This is a genomic window from Maritimibacter sp. HL-12 (assembly GCF_900177545.1).
Lineage (GTDB): Bacteria > Pseudomonadota > Alphaproteobacteria > Rhodobacterales > Rhodobacteraceae > Sinisalibacter.
Genome location: NZ_FXBQ01000001.1, coordinates 2,929,338 through 2,952,428, shown reverse-complemented (window position 1 = coordinate 2,952,428; position 23,091 = coordinate 2,929,338). Strand labels below are relative to the sequence as shown.

23 protein-coding genes are annotated in these 23,091 nt (G+C 65.5%); 12 read left to right on the top strand and 11 right to left on the bottom strand.

Going from position 1 to position 23,091, the window contains the following annotated elements:
* The first annotated feature begins 205 nt into the window (after positions 1–205).
* Positions 206–1,540, top strand: a complete 1,335-nt coding sequence (locus tag B9Y97_RS14605) for an SNIPE associated domain-containing protein (RefSeq protein ID WP_254900931.1) — start codon at positions 206–208, stop codon at positions 1,538–1,540.
* Between the two features lie 60 nt (positions 1,541–1,600).
* On the opposite strand, the gene B9Y97_RS14600 is transcribed toward B9Y97_RS14605, so the two are convergent.
* The 4 genes from B9Y97_RS14600 to B9Y97_RS14585 form a co-directional block, all read right to left on the bottom strand.
* Positions 1,601–2,290: a D-lyxose/D-mannose family sugar isomerase gene (locus tag B9Y97_RS14600; protein ID WP_085527432.1), complete on the bottom strand. Its 690-nt coding sequence runs from the start codon at positions 2,288–2,290 to the stop codon at positions 1,601–1,603.
* A gap of 55 nt (positions 2,291–2,345) precedes the next feature.
* Entirely contained in the window at positions 2,346–2,765 is a 420-nt protein-coding gene (locus tag B9Y97_RS14595; protein WP_085527431.1) for a c-type cytochrome, read from the bottom strand.
* A gap of 68 nt (positions 2,766–2,833) precedes the next feature.
* Positions 2,834–3,616: a gamma-glutamyl-gamma-aminobutyrate hydrolase family protein gene (locus B9Y97_RS14590; RefSeq protein ID WP_085528284.1), complete on the bottom strand. Its 783-nt coding sequence runs from the start codon at positions 3,614–3,616 to the stop codon at positions 2,834–2,836.
* Between the two features lie 70 nt (positions 3,617–3,686).
* The gene (locus tag B9Y97_RS14585) at positions 3,687–4,115 is read right to left on the bottom strand and encodes a GlcG/HbpS family heme-binding protein (RefSeq protein ID WP_085527430.1); all 429 of its coding nucleotides are present in this window, start codon (positions 4,113–4,115) and stop codon (positions 3,687–3,689) included.
* A gap of 237 nt (positions 4,116–4,352) precedes the next feature.
* On the opposite strand from B9Y97_RS14585, the gene B9Y97_RS14580 reads away from it, so the two are divergent.
* From B9Y97_RS14580 to B9Y97_RS14550, 7 genes are all read left to right on the top strand, one after another.
* A complete protein-coding gene (locus B9Y97_RS14580; RefSeq protein WP_085527429.1) occupies positions 4,353–5,108 on the top strand; it encodes an SDR family NAD(P)-dependent oxidoreductase in 756 nt (251 codons plus the stop codon).
* A 163-nt stretch (positions 5,109–5,271) separates the two neighbouring features.
* Positions 5,272–6,990 carry a methionine--tRNA ligase gene (metG, locus tag B9Y97_RS14575; protein ID WP_085527428.1) on the top strand — a complete coding sequence of 573 codons (1,719 nt, stop codon included), beginning with the start codon at positions 5,272–5,274 and terminating at the stop codon, positions 6,988–6,990.
* A gap of 183 nt (positions 6,991–7,173) precedes the next feature.
* On the top strand, positions 7,174–7,617 hold the full coding sequence (locus B9Y97_RS14570; protein WP_254900930.1) for an NUDIX hydrolase: 444 nt from the start codon (positions 7,174–7,176) through the stop codon (positions 7,615–7,617).
* Positions 7,618–7,677: 60 nt separating this feature from the next.
* The gene (locus B9Y97_RS14565; protein ID WP_085527426.1) at positions 7,678–8,097 is read left to right on the top strand and encodes a DUF1178 family protein; all 420 of its coding nucleotides are present in this window, start codon (positions 7,678–7,680) and stop codon (positions 8,095–8,097) included.
* A gap of 86 nt (positions 8,098–8,183) precedes the next feature.
* Positions 8,184–9,419: an aspartate kinase gene (locus tag B9Y97_RS14560; protein ID WP_085527425.1), complete on the top strand. Its 1,236-nt coding sequence runs from the start codon at positions 8,184–8,186 to the stop codon at positions 9,417–9,419.
* 160 nt (positions 9,420–9,579) lie between these two features.
* Positions 9,580–11,835, top strand: coding sequence for a phosphoenolpyruvate--protein phosphotransferase (ptsP, locus tag B9Y97_RS14555; RefSeq protein ID WP_085528283.1), 2,256 nt, complete (start codon positions 9,580–9,582; stop codon positions 11,833–11,835).
* A 70-nt stretch (positions 11,836–11,905) separates the two neighbouring features.
* Positions 11,906–12,136, top strand: a complete 231-nt coding sequence (locus B9Y97_RS14550; RefSeq protein ID WP_085527424.1) for a hypothetical protein — start codon at positions 11,906–11,908, stop codon at positions 12,134–12,136.
* On the opposite strand, the gene B9Y97_RS14545 is transcribed toward B9Y97_RS14550, so the two are convergent.
* Positions 12,123–12,614 carry a GNAT family N-acetyltransferase gene (locus B9Y97_RS14545; protein ID WP_085527423.1) on the bottom strand — a complete coding sequence of 164 codons (492 nt, stop codon included), beginning with the start codon at positions 12,612–12,614 and terminating at the stop codon, positions 12,123–12,125. The genes B9Y97_RS14550 and B9Y97_RS14545 overlap by 14 nt on opposite strands.
* Before the next feature lie 371 nt (positions 12,615–12,985).
* Between B9Y97_RS14545 and B9Y97_RS14540 the strand changes: the two genes are divergently transcribed.
* The 4 genes from B9Y97_RS14540 (at position 12,986) to B9Y97_RS14525 (ending at position 15,915) form a co-directional block, all read left to right on the top strand.
* Positions 12,986–13,591, top strand: a complete 606-nt coding sequence (locus tag B9Y97_RS14540; protein ID WP_085527422.1) for a flavin reductase family protein — start codon at positions 12,986–12,988, stop codon at positions 13,589–13,591.
* 157 nt (positions 13,592–13,748) lie between these two features.
* Complete coding sequence (locus tag B9Y97_RS14535; RefSeq protein WP_085527421.1) at positions 13,749–14,612, top strand: S-methyl-5'-thioadenosine phosphorylase; 864 nt, start codon at positions 13,749–13,751, stop codon at positions 14,610–14,612.
* Positions 14,609–15,277: a DUF2927 domain-containing protein gene (locus B9Y97_RS14530; RefSeq protein WP_085527420.1), complete on the top strand. Its 669-nt coding sequence runs from the start codon at positions 14,609–14,611 to the stop codon at positions 15,275–15,277. Before B9Y97_RS14535 ends, B9Y97_RS14530 begins: the two co-directional genes overlap by 4 nt.
* A gap of 107 nt (positions 15,278–15,384) precedes the next feature.
* Entirely contained in the window at positions 15,385–15,915 is a 531-nt protein-coding gene (locus B9Y97_RS14525) for an adenine phosphoribosyltransferase (RefSeq protein ID WP_085527419.1), read from the top strand.
* A 312-nt stretch (positions 15,916–16,227) separates the two neighbouring features.
* Here the strand turns inward: B9Y97_RS14525 and B9Y97_RS14520 are convergent, their stop codons facing one another.
* From B9Y97_RS14520 to thrC, 6 genes are all read right to left on the bottom strand, one after another.
* Positions 16,228–17,094, bottom strand: a complete 867-nt coding sequence (locus B9Y97_RS14520) for a HEPN domain-containing protein (RefSeq protein ID WP_085527418.1) — start codon at positions 17,092–17,094, stop codon at positions 16,228–16,230.
* Between the two features lie 344 nt (positions 17,095–17,438).
* Positions 17,439–18,863 (bottom strand): FAD-binding oxidoreductase, encoded by a 1,425-nt coding sequence (locus B9Y97_RS14515; protein ID WP_085527417.1) that lies wholly within the window; start codon positions 18,861–18,863, stop codon positions 17,439–17,441.
* Between the two features lie 36 nt (positions 18,864–18,899).
* The gene (locus B9Y97_RS14510; protein WP_085527416.1) at positions 18,900–19,709 is read right to left on the bottom strand and encodes an MBL fold metallo-hydrolase; all 810 of its coding nucleotides are present in this window, start codon (positions 19,707–19,709) and stop codon (positions 18,900–18,902) included.
* Between the two features lie 118 nt (positions 19,710–19,827).
* Positions 19,828–20,412 (bottom strand): GNAT family N-acetyltransferase, encoded by a 585-nt coding sequence (locus B9Y97_RS14505; protein ID WP_085527415.1) that lies wholly within the window; start codon positions 20,410–20,412, stop codon positions 19,828–19,830.
* On the bottom strand, positions 20,412–21,671 hold the full coding sequence (locus tag B9Y97_RS14500) for a M16 family metallopeptidase (RefSeq protein WP_085527414.1): 1,260 nt from the start codon (positions 21,669–21,671) through the stop codon (positions 20,412–20,414). Before B9Y97_RS14500 ends, B9Y97_RS14505 begins: the two co-directional genes overlap by 1 nt.
* Entirely contained in the window at positions 21,668–23,053 is a 1,386-nt protein-coding gene (thrC, locus tag B9Y97_RS14495; RefSeq protein WP_085527413.1) for a threonine synthase, read from the bottom strand. The genes B9Y97_RS14500 and thrC overlap by 4 nt, the downstream gene beginning before the upstream one ends.
* Positions 23,054–23,091 lie beyond the last annotated feature (38 nt).

Here is a 23,091-nt window from a genome sequence, read left to right as displayed (position 1 = left end):
GATCCGGAAGGCGGGGGTTGGTTTTTCCGGAGGGTTTCGGACGCTTGCGCCGCATCCTTGAGCGAAACGGTCAGATGACGGCTGGGAGTCCAACTCGCTCATTCGTCTAAGCGCAGCGAAGGTCTGGAAACCTTATCCTTGATCTCCTCCACTATACTGGTCAAATTCAGAAAAAATTGAAAGGCTGGAAATAATGGACCCAATTATGGTTTTCGCAACCGCATGGTTGCTCCTACCCATCCTTCTTTTGATCCTCTGGCTTCGCGCTCGTGGCGCAAAACACCGCGCCGAAAGGCGTATTAAGGAAGCGGAAGCGACGGCACAAACGCTCAGGGAAAAATATGCGCCCATCAAGTCTGTTGAGGATGAAGTCGCGACGCTCAAAGATACGGCAACAGAGATACAGAAGCAAGTCGAAGAGACGCGTAATTCCTATTCCGAGAAGCGCGCCACGCTTAAAAAATTAGAGCAACAAGTCGCAATTTATGACGAAAAGCTCTCATTTGCGGAACTCGGTGTCTATGAACCCCATTTTGAGTTCAACGACGCTGACGAATACAAGCAAGAAATCATACGCATCCGAGATCGCCAGAAGGCAATGGTCTCGGCGAAGACCTCGACCCTCTGTCCGACTGACTGGCAAGTGGACGGAAGCCGCGCCAAGGGTCAGACGATGATTAACCGCCAGACCCGCCTGACCATGCGAGCCTTCAACAACGAATGCGAAGCCGCAATCGCAAACACGCGCTGGAACAACGTCAACGCGATGGAGAAGCGTATCCTCAACGCGGCCAAGCAAATCGACAAAGCCAACGAGTCCATGAATCTGCGTATCAGTGAGCAATATGTCAGCCTCAAACTGGACGAATTGCATGCGACCCATGAATACCGTGAGCGCCTTAAGATGGAGAAAGAAGAGCGCGCAGAGCTGGCCCGCGCGGAACGCGAAGAGAAGAAGCTCATAGCCGAAGCCGAAGCGGCAGAACGTGAAGAGGAACGGTATCAGAAGCTCTTGGATAAAGCGCGCTCAGAGGCGGGCGTAGATGAAGGCCGCATAGCGGAGCTGGAAGCCGCTTTGGCCGAAGCCCACGCTACAAGCGAACGCGCCCGCGCAATGGCTGAGATGACCAAATCCGGCTATGTTTATATTATTTCGAACATCGGTTCCTTTGGCGAGGATGTAGTCAAGATCGGCTTGACGCGGCGCCTTGAACCAGACGACCGGGTTAAAGAGCTTGGTGACGCAAGCGTCCCTTTCGGCTTCGACACCCATGCGATGATCTATTCGGATGAAGCCCCAGCCCTAGAAAGCGCCCTTCACAAAGAGTTCGCAGACCGCCGCGTGAACGCTTCTAACATGCGCAAGGAATTCTTCCGAGTTGGCTTGGAAGAGGTCGAGGAAGCTGTAAAACGCCTTGCCCCGTCCGCCAGCTTTTTCTCAGACCGTGAGGCGCAGGAATGGCATGAAACCATCTCCCGCCGCAAAGAGGCGCTGAAGGACATGGCAAGACCGTCAGACGAATTGCCGGAAGCCATATAATCGTCAAAGCGGCAATTGGCGCAAACGCAGCGAACGTCCGCTCCGTCCGCATTGCCAACCCTAACCACCAAACACCCGCCCATAATCCGATACCAGCAGGTGGCGCGGGGGCTCGTCTTCCTCGACCTGCGAAAACCGCCCGATCGGGTCGCGAAAGACGTTGTCGGTCTCGTCGTCGTTCACCGTCGAGACCTCGCCGATCAGAACGTCGCCGCCCTCCCCCCAGAAGGCGTGCCAGTCGCCGGGCATCAGGGTGACGCTTTCGCCCGGCGCGAGGCGGATCACCTCGCCCGGGGCAAAGCGCCGTTCGATCCCGTCGCAGCGCACCGCGCCGCCGGCGCTTTCGTCGAAATTGCCGTCCGGGTCGGAGCCGAACAACTCCACCGCCAGCGTCGCGCCGCCGCGGTTGATGATGTCTTCGGCCTTGACGATGTGGCGGTGCATCGGGCTGATCTGGTCGCGGCGCGAGATCAGCAGCTTCTCGGCGTAGCACATCCCGCGCCCGGCGCGCAGATCGGCGAGCCGGCCGTTGCGCATGGTGAACAGGAACAAGCCCATCTTGTCGAAGTTGCCCGCGCCGTAATCGGTGATGTCCCAGCCCAGCCGGGCGTCGATCACCGCGCGCGCCTCGCGGGCGCGGTCGCGGAATTCCTCGGGCGTCCAACAGGCGAAGGGCGGCAGGGTGAAGCCGAACCGGCGGATCATCGCGTCGGCCTCGGCCATGATCTCGTTGATGCGCGCGCGTTTCATGTGCCCTCCGGTTGGCTGTCGCCTTGGTGTATCGGCCGGGAGACCCGCGCAAGCCTCAAAGGATGCCGTTTGCGCGTTGCACCTTGCGAATGAAGGCGATCACCGCCTCGATCTCGGCCTGGGTCACGCCCTCGACCGGCGGCATGTCGCCAAAGCGCCAATGATGCGCCCGCACCCCGCGCGTGGCGGCGAGCACGAAGGACATGTCGCCATGGTGGGAGGGCTCGTAGATCTTGTGAATGAGCGGCGGCCCGGCACCCTCTATCCCGCCCGCATCCCTGCCGTGGCAATCGGCACATCGTGACGCGAACACGGTCTGCCCGACGCGTTCGGCCCCCACCAGTTCGGGCATCTGCACGGAGACCATCGCCGGGTTCGTGGCCGCCACCTGTTCCGGCTCCGGGGCGGACGGGGCGAACAGCACCCAGCCCGCGGCGGCAGCGGCGACGAAAACAACAGCAAGCACGATCCGCATGAAACCTCGATTCCCTGAATGCGCGCCGTTTCAAGCCTCCAGCGCAGGCAAGGTCAAGCGCGAACCGGTCACACCGCCTTGAGCGACGGGGCCCGGCGCGCACCCTCGGCCCAGGCGCGGGCGGCGTTGCCGAACGCCTCGAACAGCGGCCGCGAGACCGGGTCGTTGGCGGCGTTGAATTCCGGGTGCCACTGGACGGCGAGCGCGAAACCGGGCGCATCCTCGATGTAGATCGCTTCCGGCGTGCCGTCGTCGGCCCAGCCGTCGATCACCACGCGCTTGCCGGCCGTCTTGATCCCCTGACCGTGCAGGGTGTTGGTCATCACGTCGCGCGCGCCGAGCAGGCGGTGGAAGACGCCGTCTTCCTCCAGATGGACCGCGTGGCGCACCGCGAACTTTTCCTCCAGCGTGCCTTCCGGGGGCATCCGGTGGTTCATCCGGCCGGGCAGTTCGCGGATCTCCGGGTAGAGCGTGCCGCCCATTGCGACGTTGACCTCCTGAAAGCCCCGGCAGATCCCGAAAAAGGGCTGGCCGCGCTCGACACAGGCGCGCACCAGCGGCAGCGTCACCGCGTCCCGGCAGCGGTCGAAGGCACCATGCGCCTCGGTCGGCGGCTCGCCGTATTCCTCCGGGTGCACGTTCGGCCGCCCGCCGGTGAGCAGGAAGGCGTCGCAGACCTCCATCAACTCCTCGACGCTCACGTAATTCGGATCGGCGGGGATCAGCAGAGGCATGCCGCCGGCGACCTCGGCGACGGCGGCCGAGTTCATCGTCCCGCCGGCATGGGCCGGATAATCGCCGCCGATCAACGCCGAATTGCCGATGATCCCGATCACCGGACGCCGCTTCACACTCACCACTGGTTCCTTTCCTCGCTGGTTTCTTCAGGATAGGCCGGTTGGGCAGGCAGGAAAAGGGGGGTCAGCCTTCGGCCGCGAAGCCCGCCGCCTCGATGCCCACGATCCCGACGGCAAGATCGTTCTCCGACGTGTCGCCGGTGACGCCCACCGCACCGATCACCCGACCGCGCTTGTCGCGCACGAGGATGCCGCCGGGCACCGGCGCAAGCTGGCCGCCGTAGATGCCGTTGGCGGCGGCCATGAAGTAGGCCTGCGCCTCGGCGCGGTCGCGCTGCGCGGTGCCGCTCATGCCCAGCATCACCGCGCCGTAGGCCTTGGCGCGCGCCAGTTCGAACCGACCCGGAGGCGCGCCGTCGGAGCGTTCGAACGCGATGACATGCCCGCCCGCATCGACCACGACGACCGAGAGCGGTTTCATCTCGCGGGCACGCCCGGCTTCGAGCGCCTTGCGGATGATGAGGCGCGATTTCGTCAAGCTGATATCCGTCATGGCCGGTCCCTTCGGTTCAAAGCTGCGCTTTGCAAACGGTATTTCACACTTTCGCCCGCGCCGCCACGCTTCACGGGCGATCGCGCGGAGGTGCCGGGGGGCGTCCGTTCTGCGCGGACAGGCCTTGCGCCCGGCGCAAGGCAGACACACGGAATCGTCAATGCTTCCCCCCCTGTGCGCAAGCGTCCGTCGCCCCCATATTTGACCCATAGGACAATTCACCAAAGGAGGCCCCAAATGGACCTGAGATTCGACGACAAGACGGCAATCGTAACCGGCGGCGCATCGGGGATCGGGGCCGCGGTGGTGGATGAACTCGCCGCCGCCGGCGCCACCGTGGTGGTGGCCGACCTCGAGGATGATGCCATCGCCGCCAAGGTCGCCGAGGTCGAGAAGGCGGGCGGCAAGGCTTTGCCTTTCAAGGTCGACGTGGGCAAGGTCGACGAGGTCAAGGCGATGATCGACTTCGCGGTCGAAAAGACCGGTCGGCTCGACGCGCTCGTCAACAACGCCGGGATCGGCGGTGAGCAAGCGCCGCTCGGCGAGCTTTCCATCGACGGCTGGCACAACCTCATGAACGTGAACCTGCACGGCGTGTTCTACGGCATGCGCTACGCCATCCCGGTGATGGAAAAGGCCGGTGCCGGCGCGATCGTCAACATGGCCTCGATCCTCGGCTCGGTCGGCTTTGCCAACGCCTCGGCCTATGTCGCCTCGAAACACGCATTGCTGGGGCTGACCAAGGCCGCGGCGATCGAGTACTCGGCCAAGGGCATCCGCATCAACTCGGTCGGCCCCGGCTTCATCAAGACCCCGCTGATCGAGAAGAACCTCGACGCGGACACGCTGAAGATGCTCGCAGGGGCGCACCCGATCGGGCGGCTCGGCGAGTCGGAAGAGGTCGCCGCGCTGGTGGTGTTCCTGCTGTCGGAGCGCGCCAGCTTCATCACCGGCTCGTACAACCTCGTCGACGGGGCCTACACGGCACAATAAGCGCAGGCCCGGGGGGCACGGCCCCCCGGGCCCGGGCCTTGGTGCCAGCCGGGTTCGCCGAGGCAGCCGGCGCGGGTTGGCGGGAGAGGCACCGCCCCGGCCCGGTGCTGGCGTTTGCCCCGGCGTTGGGTTAAACGCGGGCAAAACCAGCCAAGGACGTCTCATGGCCCGTATTCTCATCACCTCCGCGCTGCCCTACATCAACGGGATCAAGCACCTCGGCAATCTCGTGGGAAGCCAGCTTCCCGCCGATCTCTACGCCCGCTACATGCGCGCGCGCGGTCACGAGGTGATGTTCATCTGCGCCACCGACGAGCACGGCACGCCCGCCGAGCTTGCCGCCGCCAAGGCGGGGCAGGACGTGGCCGATTACTGCGCCGAGATGCACGAGGTACAGGCCGCGATCGCGGCGGGGTTCCGGCTGTCGTTCGACCATTTCGGACGCTCCTCCAGCCCGCAGAACCACCGCCTGACCCAGCACCTCGCCGGCAAGCTGGCCGATGCCGGGCTGATCGAGGAGGTGAGCGAGAAACAGGTCTATTCCGTCGCCGACGGCCGCTTCCTGCCGGATCGCTACATCGAGGGCACCTGCCCCAACTGCGGCTACGAGCGCGCCCGCGGCGACCAGTGCGAGGAATGCACCAAGCAGCTCGACCCGACCGACCTGATCAACCCGCGCTCGGCGATCTCGGGCTCGACCGACCTCGAGGTGCGCGAGACCAAGCATCTGTTCCTGCGCCAGTCGCTGATGCGCGACAAGCTCAACGCCTGGATCGAATCCAAGAAGGATTGGCCGGTGCTGACCACCTCGATCGCGAAGAAGTGGCTCAACGACGGCGAGGGCCTGCGCGATCGCGGCATCACCCGCGATCTCGACTGGGGCATCCCGGTGAAGCGCGGCGACGAGGACTGGCCGGGGATGGAGGGCAAGGTCTTCTACGTGTGGTTCGACGCGCCGATCGAATACATCTCGGCCACCGCCGAATGGGCCGAGGCCACGGGAGGTGGGGATTCTGCATGGGAACGCTGGTGGCGGACCGACAAGGGCGCCAATGATGTGCGATATGTGCAATTCATGGGTAAGGACAACGTGCCCTTCCACACCCTCTCCTTCCCCGCCACGCTGATGGGCTCGGGCGAGCCATGGAAGCTCGTCGACTACATCAAGAGCTTCAATTACCTCAACTACGACGGCGGCCAGTTTTCCACCAGCCAGGGCCGCGGCGTGTTCATGGACCAGGCGCTCTCGATCCTGCCCGCCGATTACTGGCGCTGGTGGCTGCTCAGCCACGCACCCGAGAACGCCGACAGCGAGTTCACCTGGGAAAACTTCCAGGCCAGCGTGAACAAGGATCTCGCCGACGTGCTGGGCAATTTCGTCAGCCGCGTCACCAAGTTCTGCCGCTCGAAGTTCGGCGAAGAGGTGCCCGCGGGCGGCGAGAACGGCCCGGTGGAGACGGCGCTGATCGCCGATCTTTCGCGCCGCATCGCCGAGTATGCCCGCCTGATGGACGCCATGGAGGTGCGCAAATCGGCCACCGAGTTGCGCGCGATCTGGGCGGTGGGCAACGAATACCTGCAAGGTGCCGCGCCGTGGTCGGTCTACAAGGAAGACCCCGAGCGCGCCGCCGCGATCATCCGGCTGATGCTCAACCTGATCCGGGTCTACGCGGTGCTCTCGGCCCCGTTCATCCCCGACGCCGCAGCAACGACGCTGGCGGCCCTCAGGACCGAAAACGCTGATTGGCCGGACGATCTCGCAGCCGCGCTCGCGGCGCTCGAACCGGGCCACGGATTCGAGGTGCCGGAGGTTCTGTTCGCCAAGATCATCGACGATGACCGCGAAGCCTGGCACGACCGCTTCTCGGGCCAGCGCAGCTAGGTTTGGCTCCGGGCCTCGCAGCGGCGCTCGACTTCAAAACACCGGTTTTTCTTTGAGTTTAGCGCCAAAAACGCTATCTTCAGAGGAAGGAATAACAGCGGGGCGCCCATGGCGAACCCCGTCAACAGGCGAATTGATCGAAGGACCGGCAGCGTGGTTGCGCTCAACCTCAGACAACACCCGATGCGGCTCGCAGGCGCCGTCAAGCGAGAGGTGCGCAGCCAGTTCGGCGCGATTCCGTGGCGCCTGAACGATGGCAAGGTCGAGATCCTGCTGATCACCTCGCGCGGCACCGGGCGCTGGATCCTGCCCAAGGGCTGGCCAATGCACGGAGCCACCCCGGCGGAGGCCGCGGCCACCGAGGCCTGGGAAGAGGCGGGCGTAACCGGCACGCCATCGCATGTCGCGGCAGGGTTTTACGCCTATCAGAAGCTGCTCGAAGGCGACAACCTGCCGATCGTCGTGGCGATGTTCCCGCTGAAGGTGAAGAAGGTGCACAAGGAATGGCCGGAGAAAGCCGAGCGCAAGCGCCGTTGGGTCAGCCGCAAACGCGCCGCGTCGCTGTTGCAGGAACCCGAGCTGCGCCAGATGGTCAGGCATTTCGACCCGCGCGCCCATGCGCATTGAAAACGGTTGCGCGGGTGGCGGTCCTGCCTGCATGATCGCACGACCTGCCTGGATAACCAGATGATCCGCTATACCCTGAAATGCCCGGAAGGGCACAGCTTTGAAAGCTGGTTCAGAAACGCCGACGCCTTTGATGCGCTGGCGGCCGACGGACGGTTGCGTTGCCCAAGGTGCGGCACCGACCGGATCGAGAAATCGCTGATGACCCCGGATGTGCGCCCTGCCCGCGCCCAGCCCCCGGCCCGGCTATCCCCGGACACCGAACGCGAGAAGGCGATCGCCGCGCTCAAGCGCAAGGTCGAGACCGAAGGCGAATACGTCGGCCTTGGCTTCGCGCAGGAAGCCCGCGCGATCCACGGTGGCGACGCGCCGAAACGCCCGATCTACGGCGAAGCAAAGCCCGAGGAGGCGATCGCGCTGATCGAGGACGGCGTGCCGGTCGCCCCCCTGCCCTTCACCCCCACCCGCAAGACCAACTGAAGCGGCCTGGCCGGACCTCACCCGCCCCTTGCGCTTTGTCAACGCTGGCCCTATCAGGCGCAGGATTGCAACGGGAGCCGGTTTCCATGCCCATTCTGGTGATGAAATTCGGTGGCACCTCGGTGGCCACGCTCGACCGGATCGCCCGGGCCTCGAAGCGCGTCGCGCGCGAGGTGGCCAATGGCTACGACGTGATCGTGATCGTCTCGGCGATGTCGGGCAAGACCAACGAACTCGTCGGCTGGGTCGAGGAAACCTCGCCGCTCTACGACGCGCGCGAATACGACGCGGTGGTGTCATCGGGCGAGAACGTCACCGCCGGGCTGATGGCGCTGAGGCTTCAGGAGATGGATATCCCCGCGCGCTCCTGGCAGGGCTGGCAGGTGCCGGTGAAAACCACCGGAACGCATTCCGCCGCCCGGATCGAGGACATCCCGCAAACCAACATCATGGCGAAATTCGCCGAGGGCATGAAGGTGGCCGTGGTCGCCGGGTTCCAGGGCGTGAGCCCCGAGGGCCGGATCACCACGCTGGGCCGGGGCGGCTCCGACACCACCGCGGTGGCCTTCGCCGCCGCTTTCGATGCCGAACGTTGCGACATCTACACCGATGTCGATGGCGTCTATACCACCGATCCGCGAATTGCGGACAAGGCCCGCAAGCTCGACAAGATCGCCTTCGAGGAAATGCTCGAACTGGCCTCGCTCGGGGCCAAGGTGCTGCAAACCCGCTCGGTCGAACTGGCGATGCGTTACAAGGTGAAGCTGCGCGTGTTGTCGAGCTTCGGCGAATATGACCCTGAGGCAGGCACGCTTGTCTGCGACGAGGAGGAAATCGTGGAACAGAATGCCGTATCCGGCGTGGCCTACAGCCGCGACGAGGCCAAGATGACGCTGATCTCCGTGGCCGACCGCCCCGGGATCGCCAGCGCGATCTTCACCCCGCTCTCCGAAGCCGGGATCAACGTCGACATGATCGTGCAGAACATCTCCGAGGAAGGCCGCACCGATATGACCTTCTCCTGCCCGGTGGGGCAGGTCGCGCGGGCCGAGAAGGCGCTGCAGGAGGCCAAGACGGCGGGGCAGATCAACTACCATGATCTCGTCGCCGACACCGACGTGGCCAAGGTGTCGATCGTCGGCATCGGCATGCGCAGCCAGGCCGGGATCGCCGCGAAGATGTTCGAGGTGCTCGCCCGCGAGGGGATCAACATCAAGGTCATCACCACATCCGAGATCAAGATCTCGGTGCTGATCGACCGCAAGTACATGGAACTCGCGGTTCAGGCCCTGCACGACGCCTTCGAACTGGAGAAGGGCTGAGGCCAGCCCATCGCCGCAGCGCCACGTTTGCAGGCGCACGACCTGCGGCAAGCCAGTTGAATGATCACCTCGGCGGGCGCTCGCGCAGAGGGGGAATCGGCTGGTTGGCAAATCCCGCCGCCCCCCCTAGTCTGTCGTGACGAGACCGACAGGGAATAGCATCGTGAACCCCGGCGAAAGCGACAGCCGCAAACTGCTTGGCCGTCTGAAGGCGACGCTTGCGAAGGATTCGGCCGGGCAGGAACGGCTCGACCGGATCACCACGATCATTGCCGATTCGATGGGGCTCGAGGTTTGCTCGATCTACCTGTTCCGCGACGCCGAAACGCTGGAGCTCAGCGCCACCGAGGGCCTGAACCCGGAGGCCGTGCACAAGACCCGGATGCGCGTCGGCGAAGGGCTCGTGGGCCGCATCGCCCGCACCAAGCGCCCGATCAACACCGCCGATGCCCCGGCCGAGAAGGGATTTCGCTACATGGCCGAGACCGGCGAGGAGGTTTTCTCCTCCTTCCTCGGCGTCCCGATCCAGCGCCTCGGTGAAGCGCTCGGCGTGCTCGTGGTCCAGTCGAAAGAGGCGCGCGCCTTCTCCGAAGACGAGATCTACGGCATGGAGGTGGTGGCCATGGTCATCGCCGAGATGACCGAGCTGGGTGCCTTCGTCGGCGAGGGCGCGGCGCTTGCGGCGCTGCACCAGCGCCCGGCCACCTTCAAGGGCGGCATCGGCCAGGAAGGCAGCGCCATGGGCCATGTCTGGCTGCACGAGCCACGCGTCGTGGTCACCAACCCGATTGCCGATGATCCGGCAGAGGAGTTGAAGAAGCTGGAAGCCGCGATCGAGTCGCTGCGGGTTTCAGTCGACGAGTTGCTCGCCACCGCCGACGGTGCCGACAAGGAACAGATGCAGGTGCTGGAGGCTTACCGGATGTTCGCCAACTCGCGCGGCTGGCGGCGGCGGATGGAAGAAGACATCTCGCGCGGCCTTTCGGCGGCCGCGGCGGTGGAAAAGGAACAGACCGCCGCGCGCGCCCGGATGAGCCAGGTGCCCGATCCCTACCTGCGCGAACGCCTGCACGACCTCAACGACCTGTCGAACCGTCTGTTGCGCATCCTCACCGGGCAAGGCAAGGAAACCGGTGCCGAAATGCCCGAAGACCCGATCCTCGTCGCCGCCAACATCGGCCCCGGCGAGCTTCTGGAATACGGCCGCAAGCTGCGCGGCGTGGTGCTCGAAGAGGGTTCGGTAGCCAGCCATGCCGCGATCGTGGCCCGGGCCTGGGCGATCCCGCTGATCGTGCACGCCGGGCCGATCACAACCGAGGCGCTGAACGGCGATCTCATCCTCGTCGACGGCGAGCACGGCGTGGTGCACCTGCGCCCGGAAGATGCCGTCGTCGACAGTTTCCGCGACAAGATGGCGATGGAGGCGGCACAGCAGGAACGCTACGTGTCGCTGCGCGACAAGCCCGCAGAAAGCGACGACGGTGTGCGGGTTCGGCTGACAATGAACGCCGGTCTGATGGCCGATCTGCCGAGCCTCGAAAGCTCCGGTGCCGAGGGCGTCGGGCTGTTCCGCACCGAGCTGCAATTCCTCACCCAGTCGCGGGTGCCGCGCCGGGGCGAACTGGCGCAGCTCTATTCGCGGGTGCTCGACCGGGCCGGCGACAAGCAGGTGGTGTTCCGCACGCTGGATATCGGCTCCGACAAGGTGCTGCCCTACATGAAGCCGCAGGACGAGCCCAACCCCGCGCTCGGCTGGCGCGCGATCCGCGTCGGGCTGGACAAGCCCGGTGTCATGCGGATGCAGCTTCAGGCCCTGATCCGCGCGGCGGCTGGGCGCCAACTCACGGTGATGTTTCCCTTCATCGCGCAATTGCAGGAGTTCCAGGACGCCCGCGAGCTTCTGATCGGCGAGATCGAACGCGAACGGCGCGTGGGCCATATCCTGCCCACCGAGATCAAGATCGGCGCGATGCTGGAAACCCCCTCGCTCGCCTTCTCGCCCGCGCAGTTCTACAAGGACGCCGATTTCATCTCGATCGGCGGCAACGATCTCAAGCAGTTCTTCTTCGCCGCCGACCGTGAAAACGAGCGCGTGCGGCGGCGCTACGACACGCTCAACGTGTCCTTCCTCAACCTGATCGAGATGATCACGCGGCGCTGCGCCGAGGCCGGAACCCCGCTCAGTTTCTGCGGCGAGGATGCCGGACGGCCGATCGAGGCGGTCACCTTTGCCGCCTTGGGGCTGCGCACGCTCTCCATGCGTCCGGCCTCGATCGGCCCGGTCAAGCACCTGATCAGGCGAACAAATCTTGCTGAGTTGCGCAAGGTGATCGACACCGCCCGCGGCTCGGGTGCGCAGTCGGTACGCCCGGCAGTGATCGAATACCTCTACAAGCCGCACCCGCCCGTCGCCTGATCGCGGCCGCGTTAGGGCGGTCTTAACACCTCTGCCGCCAGTCTGGCCGGGCAACTGGCGGAGGGATGGCATGATTCTCATTCTCGTGATGGTCGGCTTCGTGGTCGGTGCCGGGGCTACCGTGGTCGCGCTTGCAGGTGGCGGCGGGATGGTGGCGGCGCTGGCGGCCTACGGGCTGTTCAGCTTCGGTGCGGTGGTGTTCACCGCGCTGATCGTGGCCCTGGCGCCGGTCTGGCCCAGGAACAGGACGAAGGCCCAAACCGGCGCGCCACAGAGCCGCGCGCTGTTCAGCCCTCCGTGAAGCGGCGCACCGGGCCGGTCACGCCCTCCCATGCGCCGGGTGCGAGGGCCGCGCCCAGCACCCGCTCGGGGTTGGTCGGCGGCGGCATGATCACATCGTCGAGCCGCTCGAAGCCGAACCGCCCGTAATAGGGCCGGTCGCCCACCAGCATCACGCGCGCCCAGCCCAGCGGCTTGGCCAGCGCAAGGCTTTCGCGGATCAGAAAGCCGCCAAGGCCTTCGCCTTGCCGCGTCGGGTGCACCGCGACCGGTCCGAGAAGCAGCGCGGGCGCATCGCCCACAAGCACCGGCCAGAACCTGATCGCGCCCGCGAGAATCGCGTCATCGTCGCGCGCCACCAGCGAGAGCCCGGCCACCGGGTCGATCCCGTCGCGCAGCCGGTAGGACGAAAGCGCCTCGCGCCCCGGTGCAAAGCACAGGTCATAGAGCGCCTCGACTTCCCACCAGTCGTCCGGTTTTTCCTCGCTCAGCGTAAACACTGCCCGCCCCTCACCCGCGCGCGCCGCGCCGGTCCCTGCCCCGGCATGCCTGCCCGCGGGCCTTGTTTTTTGCAGCCGATCGCGGTCTCCCCGTCATGCACCGCCCGGGCGAAACCCGGGCTGCCCGAAAAACCGGCCGCCACTTTCCGGCGCAGCCCATAACATGGCACCCTGCGGTTTTCCAGCGTGCGCCCCTGCCACCCCCTTCCCGCCATCGCGGCGGTGCTCTATCACGTCCGCAAAACCAAATGCGCGTCGACTTGTTTTTGAACCGGAACACTTGACGCGCGACAAGACACAGGAGCACGCGCGCGTTTCACGACAACCTCTGTCGCAGGTTTTCGCGAGGAGCTCGGGAAAAAGGAAACCGGATGTTCTACCGCCCAGAAGACGGCCACGGCCTGCCACACAACCCGTTCAACGCGATCATCGCGCCGCGCCCGATTGCCTGGATCTCCACCCGTGGCAGCGACGGCCACGACAATCTCGCCCCCTACAGCTTCTTCAACGGTGCCGCCTACGTTCCACCGCAGGTGATGTTTTCGACCACCGGTGACAAGCCCGACCGGCTGCGCGGCAAGGACACCCTTGGCAACATCGAGCAGACCGGCGTGTTCTGCATCAACGTGGTCGAAGAAGAGGCGATGCACGAAATGAACGCCTCCTCCGCCGCCTTCCCCGCGCGCACCGACGAGTTCGCCGCCGCCCGCGTGACCAAGGCGGCCTGCAAGGAAATCGCCTGCTCGCGCGTTGCCCTCTCCCCCGCCGCGCTCGAATGCCGGATGACCCAGGTGGTCAAGCTCAAGGGCGACGCCAATTACGTGGTCTTCGGCGACGTCGTCGGCGTGCACCTGCGCGACGACTGCCTTGTCGATGGCAAGTTCGACATCGCCCACTTCGGCCTCGTCGCCCGGCTGGGCTACCGCGACTATACCATCGTGCGCGACTATTTCGAACTCACCCGTCCCGACGATTGAGGCCGGCCCGCGATCTCTCGAAGGCCCCTCGCAAAAATGCCCGACCATCCTTGCCCGCGCCCCCCACGCGGCCATTCGTCTCCCCCCGCACGGCGCTTTGACGTTGCATTCGCGCGCTGCTTTTGCATCCTCGATACTGGCCTTAAAGGAGAACGGCATGGAACGGGTGATCGGCGTCATCGGCGGCTCGGGCCTCTACGAGATCGACGGGCTCGAAGCGGCGGACTGGATCGCCGTCGAAACCCCCTGGGGGCCACCCTCCGACGCGATCCTCACCGGACGGCTCGACGGGGTGAAAATGGCCTTCCTGCCCCGCCACGGACGCGGCCATGTGCACGCGCCCTCCACCGTGCCCTACCGCGCCAATATCGACGCGATGAAGCGCCTCGGCGTCACCGATCTCGTCTCGGTTTCCGCCTGTGGCTCGTTCCGCGAAGACATGGCACCGGGCGATTTCGTCATCGTCGACCAGTTCATCGACCGCACTTTCGCCCGCGAGAAGAGCTTTTTCGCCAGCGGCTGCGTGGCCCATGTGAGCCTCGCCCATCCAACCTGCCCCGATCTCTCGCGCGCCTGTTTCGAGGCCGCCGAGGGGGTCCGCGTGCACATGGGCGGCACCTATCTTGCGATGGAAGGCCCGCAATTCTCGACCCTTGCGGAATCGCGGCTCTACCGCGAGCAATGGGGGGCCGACGTGATCGGGATGACCAACATGCCCGAAGCCAAGCTCGCCCGCGAGGCCGAGATCTGCTATGCCTCGGTGGCGATGGTCACCGATTACGACAGTTGGCACCCCGATCACGGCGCGGTCGAGATATCCGATATCATCGCCACCCTCGGTGCCAATGCCGCACATGCCCGCGCCCTCGTCGCGCGGCTTCCCGCGATGCTCGGTGCCGCGCACCCGGCCTGCCCGCACGGCTGCGATCGCGCCCTCGACCACGCCATCATGACCGCCCCCGACCGGCGCGACCCGGCGCTCGTCGCCCGGCTCGACGCGGTGGCAGGCCGGGTTCTGTGAGAGCACTTGCGCCTCTCCTGCTTGCAGCCCTGCCGCTTCCGGCCGGGGCGCAAGACCATATCGAAGCGCCCGGGCGGCTCTCGGACGAGGATTTCTACCGCGCCGTCGCCTGCGCCGCGCCGCCCGGCGGCGACTGCGGGAAGCCCTTCGTGCGCTGGGATGCCTCGCGCCCGGTCCGGGTGGCGCTCCGGCAGATCGACGATGCCTTTCTCGGGCGTCCGAAACTGCGCGCAGGTGCCGCGCTGGAACGTGCGCTGCAGGCCCTCAACGATGCCGAGGCCGGCTTTCGCCTCGCCCGCGTCGAAGGGGATGCGCCCGCCGAGATCGAGATCTTCTTTCTCGATATCGCCCGCGGCCAGCCGATCGCCGGCACCGGCATCGAGGGGGTCGATGGCGCGCGCCTCGGCGGCGCGTCCACCCGGGTGTTGTTCAACCCCGACACCGGCTTCATCACCCGCGCCGCCGTGGTTTTCTCGACCACGCTGGAAACCCGCGCCTACGAAAGCGTGATGCTCGAGGAACTGACGCAGGCGATGGGGCTGATGACCGAGATCAAGGGCCCCGCCTATCGCGGGGTTTCGGTGCTCGACCAGGACACCAACACCGCGACCGAGCTCGCACCGCAAGACATCATGGCGCTGCGCCGCCATTACACAAGGAACTGACGTCGTGCCCCATGCCCGCCGCGCCCGGCCCTTCGCCTTCGCCCTCGCCGACGCGCCGAAGCACGCCGTTTCGATCTACAGCCTCCGCAACACCGAGTGAGCCCGCCATGAATGACGTCAAGGACTATATCCGCACCATCGTCGATTTCCCCCACGAAGGGATCATGTTTCGCGATGTCACCACGCTGTTCGCCAGCCCGCGCGGCTTTCGGATGACGATCGACCAGATGCTGCACCCCTACGCCGGTCAGCGCATCGACAAGGTGGTGGGGTTGGAGGCGCGCGGCTTCATCATCGGCGGTGCCATCGCCCACCAGCTCACGCTTGGCTTCGTGCCGATCCGCAAGAAGGGAAAGCTGCCCGGCGCGGTGCTCTCCGAGGCCTACCAGCTCGAATACGGCGAGGCGGTAATGGAGATTCACGACGACGCGATCCAGCCCGGCGAGCGGGTGCTGGTGGTCGATGACCTTCTCGCCACCGGCGGCACGGCGGCGGCCGGGATCAAGCTGATCGAACGGCTCGGCGGCGAGATCGTCGGCTGCGCCTTCATCGTCGACCTGCCCGAGCTTGGCGGCCGCGCGCTGCTCGAGGAAATGGGCCTCGACGTGCATGTTCTGTGCGAATTCGAGGGCGCGTGAACCTTGCGTTAACCTTTCCGCGCTAGACCGGGCTTGGCCTGTAGGAGCAGGCCGCTGCTTGTGCACACGTTTACCCACGTGGCCCGCCCCGCCGTCACCCGCGGCGGGGCGGGTTTTTTTGGTGGGGAGCCAAAGTGACGAATGCCGCGTGGTGCTTGGATGGCAACTATGCGCAGGGAGCTGCCGCTGCAAAGATGCGAAACGTGTTCGTCCCTCAGAACGTGCTCGGCCCTTTGCGGACTTTCATCATTACCTCCGTCGCTGCCTTGCAGCCTCCCCAAAGCTTACTTCGGTGGTCAGTGAAGCATTACCTCAGTTTTCGCGATCCACTGCCAGTATCCTTTCGAATTCACTTTCGGCGTTTCGTCCAATCTGGATATTTCTCAGCAGCCATTTAATTTGTTCCCTTGCAAGGTCAGTGACCTCCGCGTCATTTATCCCTTCCCAGAGGAGGTAAAGGTAGGAGTTACCAAACCCGGCCATTGCGGGTGCGACCGTTGGAGGTGTTGGCCGTTCCAAATCGGCATCGCTTCGAAAATAGGAGAAATTCCAAGAATGAATAACATCCTCTAGGTCTGCGCCTATCACGCCGATTGAGCCTGTCGGTGACTTCATAGATCGAATTTGATGTTCTGGGTGTTGCGCGACAAAATTACGGTAGGGTTGCCCATAGAATGCGGCTAGCCCGTCGTCTGGAAAGTCTTCGCCGATGATCCAGTCTAAGCCAATTGTCCTTCGACGGAGTTCAAAGGCAAGTTGATCGAATTTGAACATGTCATCGTTTTCGTTGCTGTAGGAGAGAAGCCCGTAACGGCTATCGGGATGTCCCATCTCGTTCACTCTAGTAATAAACCTTTCAAGAGGGCGATCGGTCCAGAAGCTTTCAGCAAGTTTTTCCGGTCTTGTTAGGTTAGTTACTGCTAAGTCTCCGAATACCTCCTTGTGTTTCTCCCATAGCTTTTTAATGTCGTGGCCATATCCGTTCTTCACCGACACCCCATTGAGAACAAGTCCAGCCTTCAAGAGCTTTTCAATTGTTTGGAGAGCTTGCCACCAGAATTCTTCATTAATGCCGCAGGTCTTTGCAAATCTCGCGAAAAAGTAATTGCGGTCGGACGGTGCAACAAAAAACTGATGCGCAAAGACTGACTTGAAGTGGTTCAGAGGAGTATCGAACATCGGTTTTCCTTTGCGGGGAATTGCGAACTGGGTAAACGAAAATGATCGTGGTTACACCAGCTAAATCGGAGATCGTTGCGATAGGCTCTCATATCGGATTTGACCCAATGACGAACAGGACTGACTAGCTTGCGAGGACGCCTAAGAGGCGCCGTAGCCGGACGATACAACCAAAGTCGGCTTTGGGGACATGATCTTGAATTTCCCGCACCCGCAGCGAAAGCCCGCTTCCCGCCGTCCCTGTAGAGTGCCGCACGTGCATAACGCGCAGCCGCTACCGTCTCCAAAGGGCTGGCGGCGGTCATTGATTGCCCGCACAAGCAACGGCAACCCTGCCCCTCCCCCTACCCCAACACAGCCCCCGGGTTCATGATCCCTGCCGGGTCGAGCGCCGTCTTGATCGCGCGCATCGCCGCGAGCCGGGCGGGATCGCCGTAGCGGGCGAGATCGTCGGCCTTGAAGCGGCCGACGCCGTGTTCGGCGGAGAACGAGCCGTCATGCTGCGCAACCAGATCGTGCACCGTCCGCGCCACCTCGTCGCGCGCGCCGGGAAAGTCGGCCATGAGTGCCCCCTCGGGCGGGAAGACGTTGTAATGCAGGTTGCCGTCGCCGAGGTGGCCGAAGGCGTTGACGCGGTATGGTCCGAGCCGGGCCACCGCCGCGCCCGCTTCCACGAGGAAGTCCGGGATCGCCGAGAGCGGCAGCGAAATGTCGTGCGAGCCGATCGCGCCCACCCGCTTGTTGGCCTCGGGGATCTGCTCGCGCATCGCCCAGAGCCCGGCGCGCTGGGCTTGCGAATGGGCGATCACCCCGTCCGACACCAGCCCCGCCGCGGCCCCCGCCTCGAACAGATCGGCCAGCGCCGCCTCGGGGTCGTCCCCCGGCCCCAGCCCGAGGTCGATCAGCACCGCCCAGTCGGGGATATCGGCGAAGGGCGCGCGGGCGGTGCAACCGGTCTCGGCGAGAAAGCCCATGCCCTGCCCCGAGATCAGTTCGAAGGCGCTCACCCCCGCGCCGATCCGCGCGCCCGCGAGCGCCAGCAAATCGAGCGCCGCGCGCGGGCTTTCGACCACCATCAGCGCGGCCCCCTCGCGTGCGGGCCGGGGGAACAGCCTGAGCGATGCCGCGGTGATCACCCCGAGCGTGCCCTCGGCCCCGATCAGCAGCCCGCGCAGATCGTAGCCGGTGTTGTCTTTGCGCAGCCGCTTCAGCCCGTGCATCACCGAGCCGTCGGGCAGCACCGCCTCGATCCCGAGGCACAATTCGCGCGCGTTGCCGTAGCGCAGCACGTTCACGCCGCCCGCGTTGGTGGCGAGCACACCGCCGATCCGCGCGGTGCCTTCGGAGGCGAGCGAGAGCGGGAACAGACGGTCCACGGCCTCGGCCGCCGCCTGCACCTCGGCGAGCACCGCCCCGGCCTCGACCACGGCTACGTTCTCCTCCGGCCAGACGCCCCGGATCGCGCGCATCCGCTCCAGCGAGAGCACCAGCGGCGCGGGACCATCGGGGCAGACCTGCCCGCCCACCAACCCGGTGCCGCCGCCGTAGGGCACCACGCCCACCCGCGCCTCGTGCGCCATCCGGATCACCGTGGCGACCTCTTCGGTGCTGCGCGGCGCGACGACCAGCCCCGCGCGCCCGTGCAGGATACCGCGCCCTTCCTCGAGATAGCGCGGCTCTACCGGGCGAAAGGCATCGTCGGGCAGGCCCGCCGCGCGCAGGCGGGCGGCGAAGGCGTCATCGGCGGGGGTGAGCGGGGGCGTCGTCATGGACGCGAGCATGCACCGTTTCGCGCCCCGCGCAAGTCAGTCGAGCCGTCCCGGCTCCAGCACCATCACCGTTGGCCGCGCGGGCAGCTTGTCGAGCGAGAGGGTGATCTCGCGCATCCCCGTTTCCACCACGTCGAACTCGCCCGACATGCCATCGAGGAAGCGGCCGAGCGTGCTGCGGCCGAACCAGTGCATCGGCAGAACCACCCGCGCCTTGAAACGCTGCATCACCCGGATCATCGAGGCGGTGTCGAGGGTGATCCCGCCATCGACGGCGGCCATCACCACGTCGAGCCGCCCGATCGCGGCGTATTGGGCCGGATCGGGCTCGTGGTGCAGGTGGCCGAGGTGGCCGATGCAGAGCCCCGCCGCCTCGAAAACAAAGATCGAGTTGCCGTTCTCCACCACGCCGCCACCACGCCCACGCAGATCGGTGGGCACGTTGCGCACCAGCATGCCGCCCAGATCGAGCCGATGCTCCGCCGCCGCGCCACCGGCAGACCAGCCCTCCAGCACATGGGCGATGCGCGGATCGGGAGCATGGGTGAAGTGGGTGATATGGGCATTGTTCATCGTCACCACGTCGGGCACCAGATCGGCCCCGCCGAGGTTGCCGGTGAAATCAGTCACCGCCGCCAGACCGTCTTCGGTCTGGATCAGGAAGGAGGCGTGGTCGATATAGGAAATCCGCACCTCGCCGGCGGGCAGCGGATCGCTCCAGGCGGCAAGGTGCACATAACTGGCCCCCGGGATCTCGCCCGCGAGCGCAAGGCAATGCGAGGGGATGCGCTCTTGCGCGGCGGCAGGCAGGGCAAGGATGAGCAGCGCGAACACAATACGGATCATGGCGGGCCTCCGGTGATCGCCACATCCTACCACAAGCCTGCGAGCCCTGGCCTCACGCCCGCGTGACCATGTCCGCGCAATTTTCGGGCGGATGGTGCGCCGACACCCGCCCCCGTGCTCAGCCCGCCTCGGTCCGCCCACGCCGGTCGGCGCGCAGATTGGCGTAGAGCACATGGTTGCGCCAGCGGCCGTTGATCTGCAGATAGCTTTGCGCCACGCCCTCGTATTTGAACCCGACCTTTTCAAGCACCCCGCGCGACGCGGCGTTTTCCGGCAGGCAGCCGGCCTCGATGCGGGAAAGATCGAGCGTGGTAAACGCGTAATGCACCGCCGCCTCGATCGCCTCGCGCATGTAGCCATGCCGGGCGAAGGGCGCACCGATCCAGTAGCCCGCGGTGGCCGCCTGCGCCGGGCCACGGCGGATGTTGTCGAGGGTGAGCGCGCCAAGCAGGGCACCATCGTCGCGACGCATCAAGAGGAGCGGCAGGGCCGTGCCCTGCGCGATCGCGCGCGACGACCAGTAGACCCGGTTGGTGAAATTCTTGCGGCTGAGATGGTCGGCGGCCCAGCTTGGCTCCCACGGTGCCAGGAACGCGCGGCTCTCGGCGCGCAGGTTGCACCATGCGTGATAATCGCCGTGCTGCGGCGGTCGCAAGCTCATGCGCGCGGTTTCGATCCGGACCTTTTGCGTCCGACCGAACATCACGCGGCGAGCCTTTCGCGCAGGGCCTCCAGCCCGGGCGCGGCCTCGGCCGGACCGTAGAGCGCGAGGGCCGACTTGGTCTGCACCGCCATGGTTTCGGCGAACTCGCGCACGCCTGCAAGATCGACGGCGTCAATCTTCTCGACGGTTTCCTCCAGCGGGATCACCCGGTTCCAGATCGCCACCTGCCGGGCCAGGCGCTCGGCCCGGGCCGAAGCGCCTTCGAGCCCCATCAACAGCCCCGCCTTCATCTGGGCGCGGGCGCGGTCAACCTCCGCCACGTTCATGTCGTCGGCAGCGCGGCGCAGCTCGTCGATCGTGAGCAAGGCCAGGCCCTCGATCTCGTCGGGCCCGGTGCCGGCGTAAATCGTGAGCATGCCGGTGTCGGAATAGGCACCGGCGGCGGCGTAGATCGTGTAGCAAAGCCCGCGCTTCTCGCGCGCCTCCTGGAACAGCCGCGACGACATCCCCCCGCCAAGCGCCCCGGCATAGACCTGCGCGGTGTAGATCGCGGCGTCGCCGTAAGCCGGGCCTTCGAGGCCGAGGGTGAAATGCACTTGCTCAAGCGTCTTGAGTTCGCGCCGCTCGCCGCCGATGAAGCCGGCCGGTTCGTAGATCTCGCCGCCGCTCGGCGTGAGGTGGCCGAAGGCGGCCTCGGCGAGGCGCATGATCTCGTCGTGATCCACCGCCCCGGCAGCCGACAGGATCATCCGTTCGGGCGTGTAATGCTTCGCAACGAAACGCGCGAGATCGTCGCGGGAGAAGCCGCGCACCCGCTCGGCGGGGCCGAGGATCGACCGGCCCATCGGCTGGTCGGGGAAGGCCACTTCCTGCAACCAATCGAAGATCACGTCGTCGGGGGTGTCGAGCGCCTGGCCGATCTCTTGCAGGATCACGCCGCGTTCCACCTCGATCTCGCGCGGGTCGAACACCGGGTTAAGCACGATGTCGGCGATCACGTCGAGCGCGAGCGGCACGTCCTGCTTCAGCACGCGGCCGTAGTAGGCGGTGACCTCGCGCGAAGTATAGGCGTTGAGATAGCCGCCGACATCTTCGATTTCCTCGGCGATCTGCAGCGCGCTGCGCCGCTTCGTGCCCTTGAACGCCATGTGTTCTAGGAAATGCGCGATGCCGTTTTCCCGGGCGTGCTCGTGGCGGGTGCCCGCCGCGATCCAGACCCCGAGCGACGCCGATTCCAGCCCCGGCATGTGCTCGGTGACGACGCGCACGCCGTTGGCGAGGGTGTCGAGCCGGATCATGCGCCCACCCGCTGCCGGATCAGGGCTTCCAGCGCGGCCAGATCGTTGGGCACATGCGTCATCCGTTCGGGCCTCTCGAACAGATCGGCCATGCGCGGCGGCAGCGGCGCATCCTGCCCGCAGGCCTGTTTCACCGCGTCGGGAAACTTCGCCGGATGGGCGGTGGCGAGCGTGATCATTGGCGTGGTGCCGAGGTGCGCGGAAGCCACCTTCACCCCCACGGCGGTATGCGGACAAAGCACTTCGCCGGTGGTCTCGAAGATCTCGCGGATCGTCGCCAGGGTTTCCTCTTCCGAGGCGCGGCCGGAGGTGAACTGCGCGCGCAGGTAGTCGATCGCGCCCTGGCTTATGGTGAAGCCGCCGCGCGCGAGATCGGCCATCTGGTCGGCCACGGTCGAACCGTCGCGGCCGTAGGCGTCGAACAGCACCCGTTCGAAGTTGGACGAGACCTGGATATCCATCGACGGCGACAGCGACGGCACCACCTGCGACGTGGTATAGGCCCCGGTCTCAAGCGTGCGATGCAGGATGTCGTTCTGGTTGGTGGCGATCACCAGTTTCTCGATCGGAAGACCCATCTTGCGGGCGATATAGCCGGCGAAGATATCGCCGAAATTGCCCGTTGGCACGGTGAAGCTCACCGGCCGCAGCGGCCCGCCGAGCGAGGCGGCGGCGGTGAAGTAGTAGACCACCTGCGCCAGCACCCGCGCCCAGTTGATCGAGTTCACGCCCGCGAGCTTCACCGCGTCACGGAACTCGAAATGGTTGAACATGTCCTTCAGCCGGGCCTGGGCGTCGTCGAAGGTGCCGTCGATCGCCAGCGCATGCACGTTGGCTTCGGTCGGCGTGGTCATCTGGCGACGCTGCACGTCCGACACCCGGCCATCGGGAAACAGGATGAAGACATCGACGTTGTCAAGCCCGCGGAAGGCCTCGATCGCGGCCGAGCCGGTGTCGCCCGAAGTGGCGCCGACGATACAGATCCGCTCGCCCCGGCGCGCGAGCGCGGTCTGGAACATCTGGCCGATGAGCTGCATGGCGAAATCCTTGAACGCCAGCGTCGGCCCGTGGAACAGCTCGAGCAGGAAGTGGTTGGGGCCAAGCTGCACCAGCGGCGCGCGGGCGGCGTGGCCGAAACCGGCGTAGGCACGCGAAATGATATCACGCAGCTCCGCGTCGCCGAAGCTTTCGCCGACGAAGGGCTTGATCACCCAGTAGGCAACCTCCTCGTAGCTCATCCCCGGCAAGGCCTCGATCTCGTCGTGCCGCCGCTCGGCCACGCGTTGTGGCACGTAGAGCCCGCCGTCGCGCGCAAGCCCGGTCAGCATCGCTTCCTCGAAGCTCAGTTTCGGCGCGCTGCCCCGGGTCGATACGTATTTCATCCGCTCACGTCCTTTGTCTGGCCCGGTTTTCCCGAAAG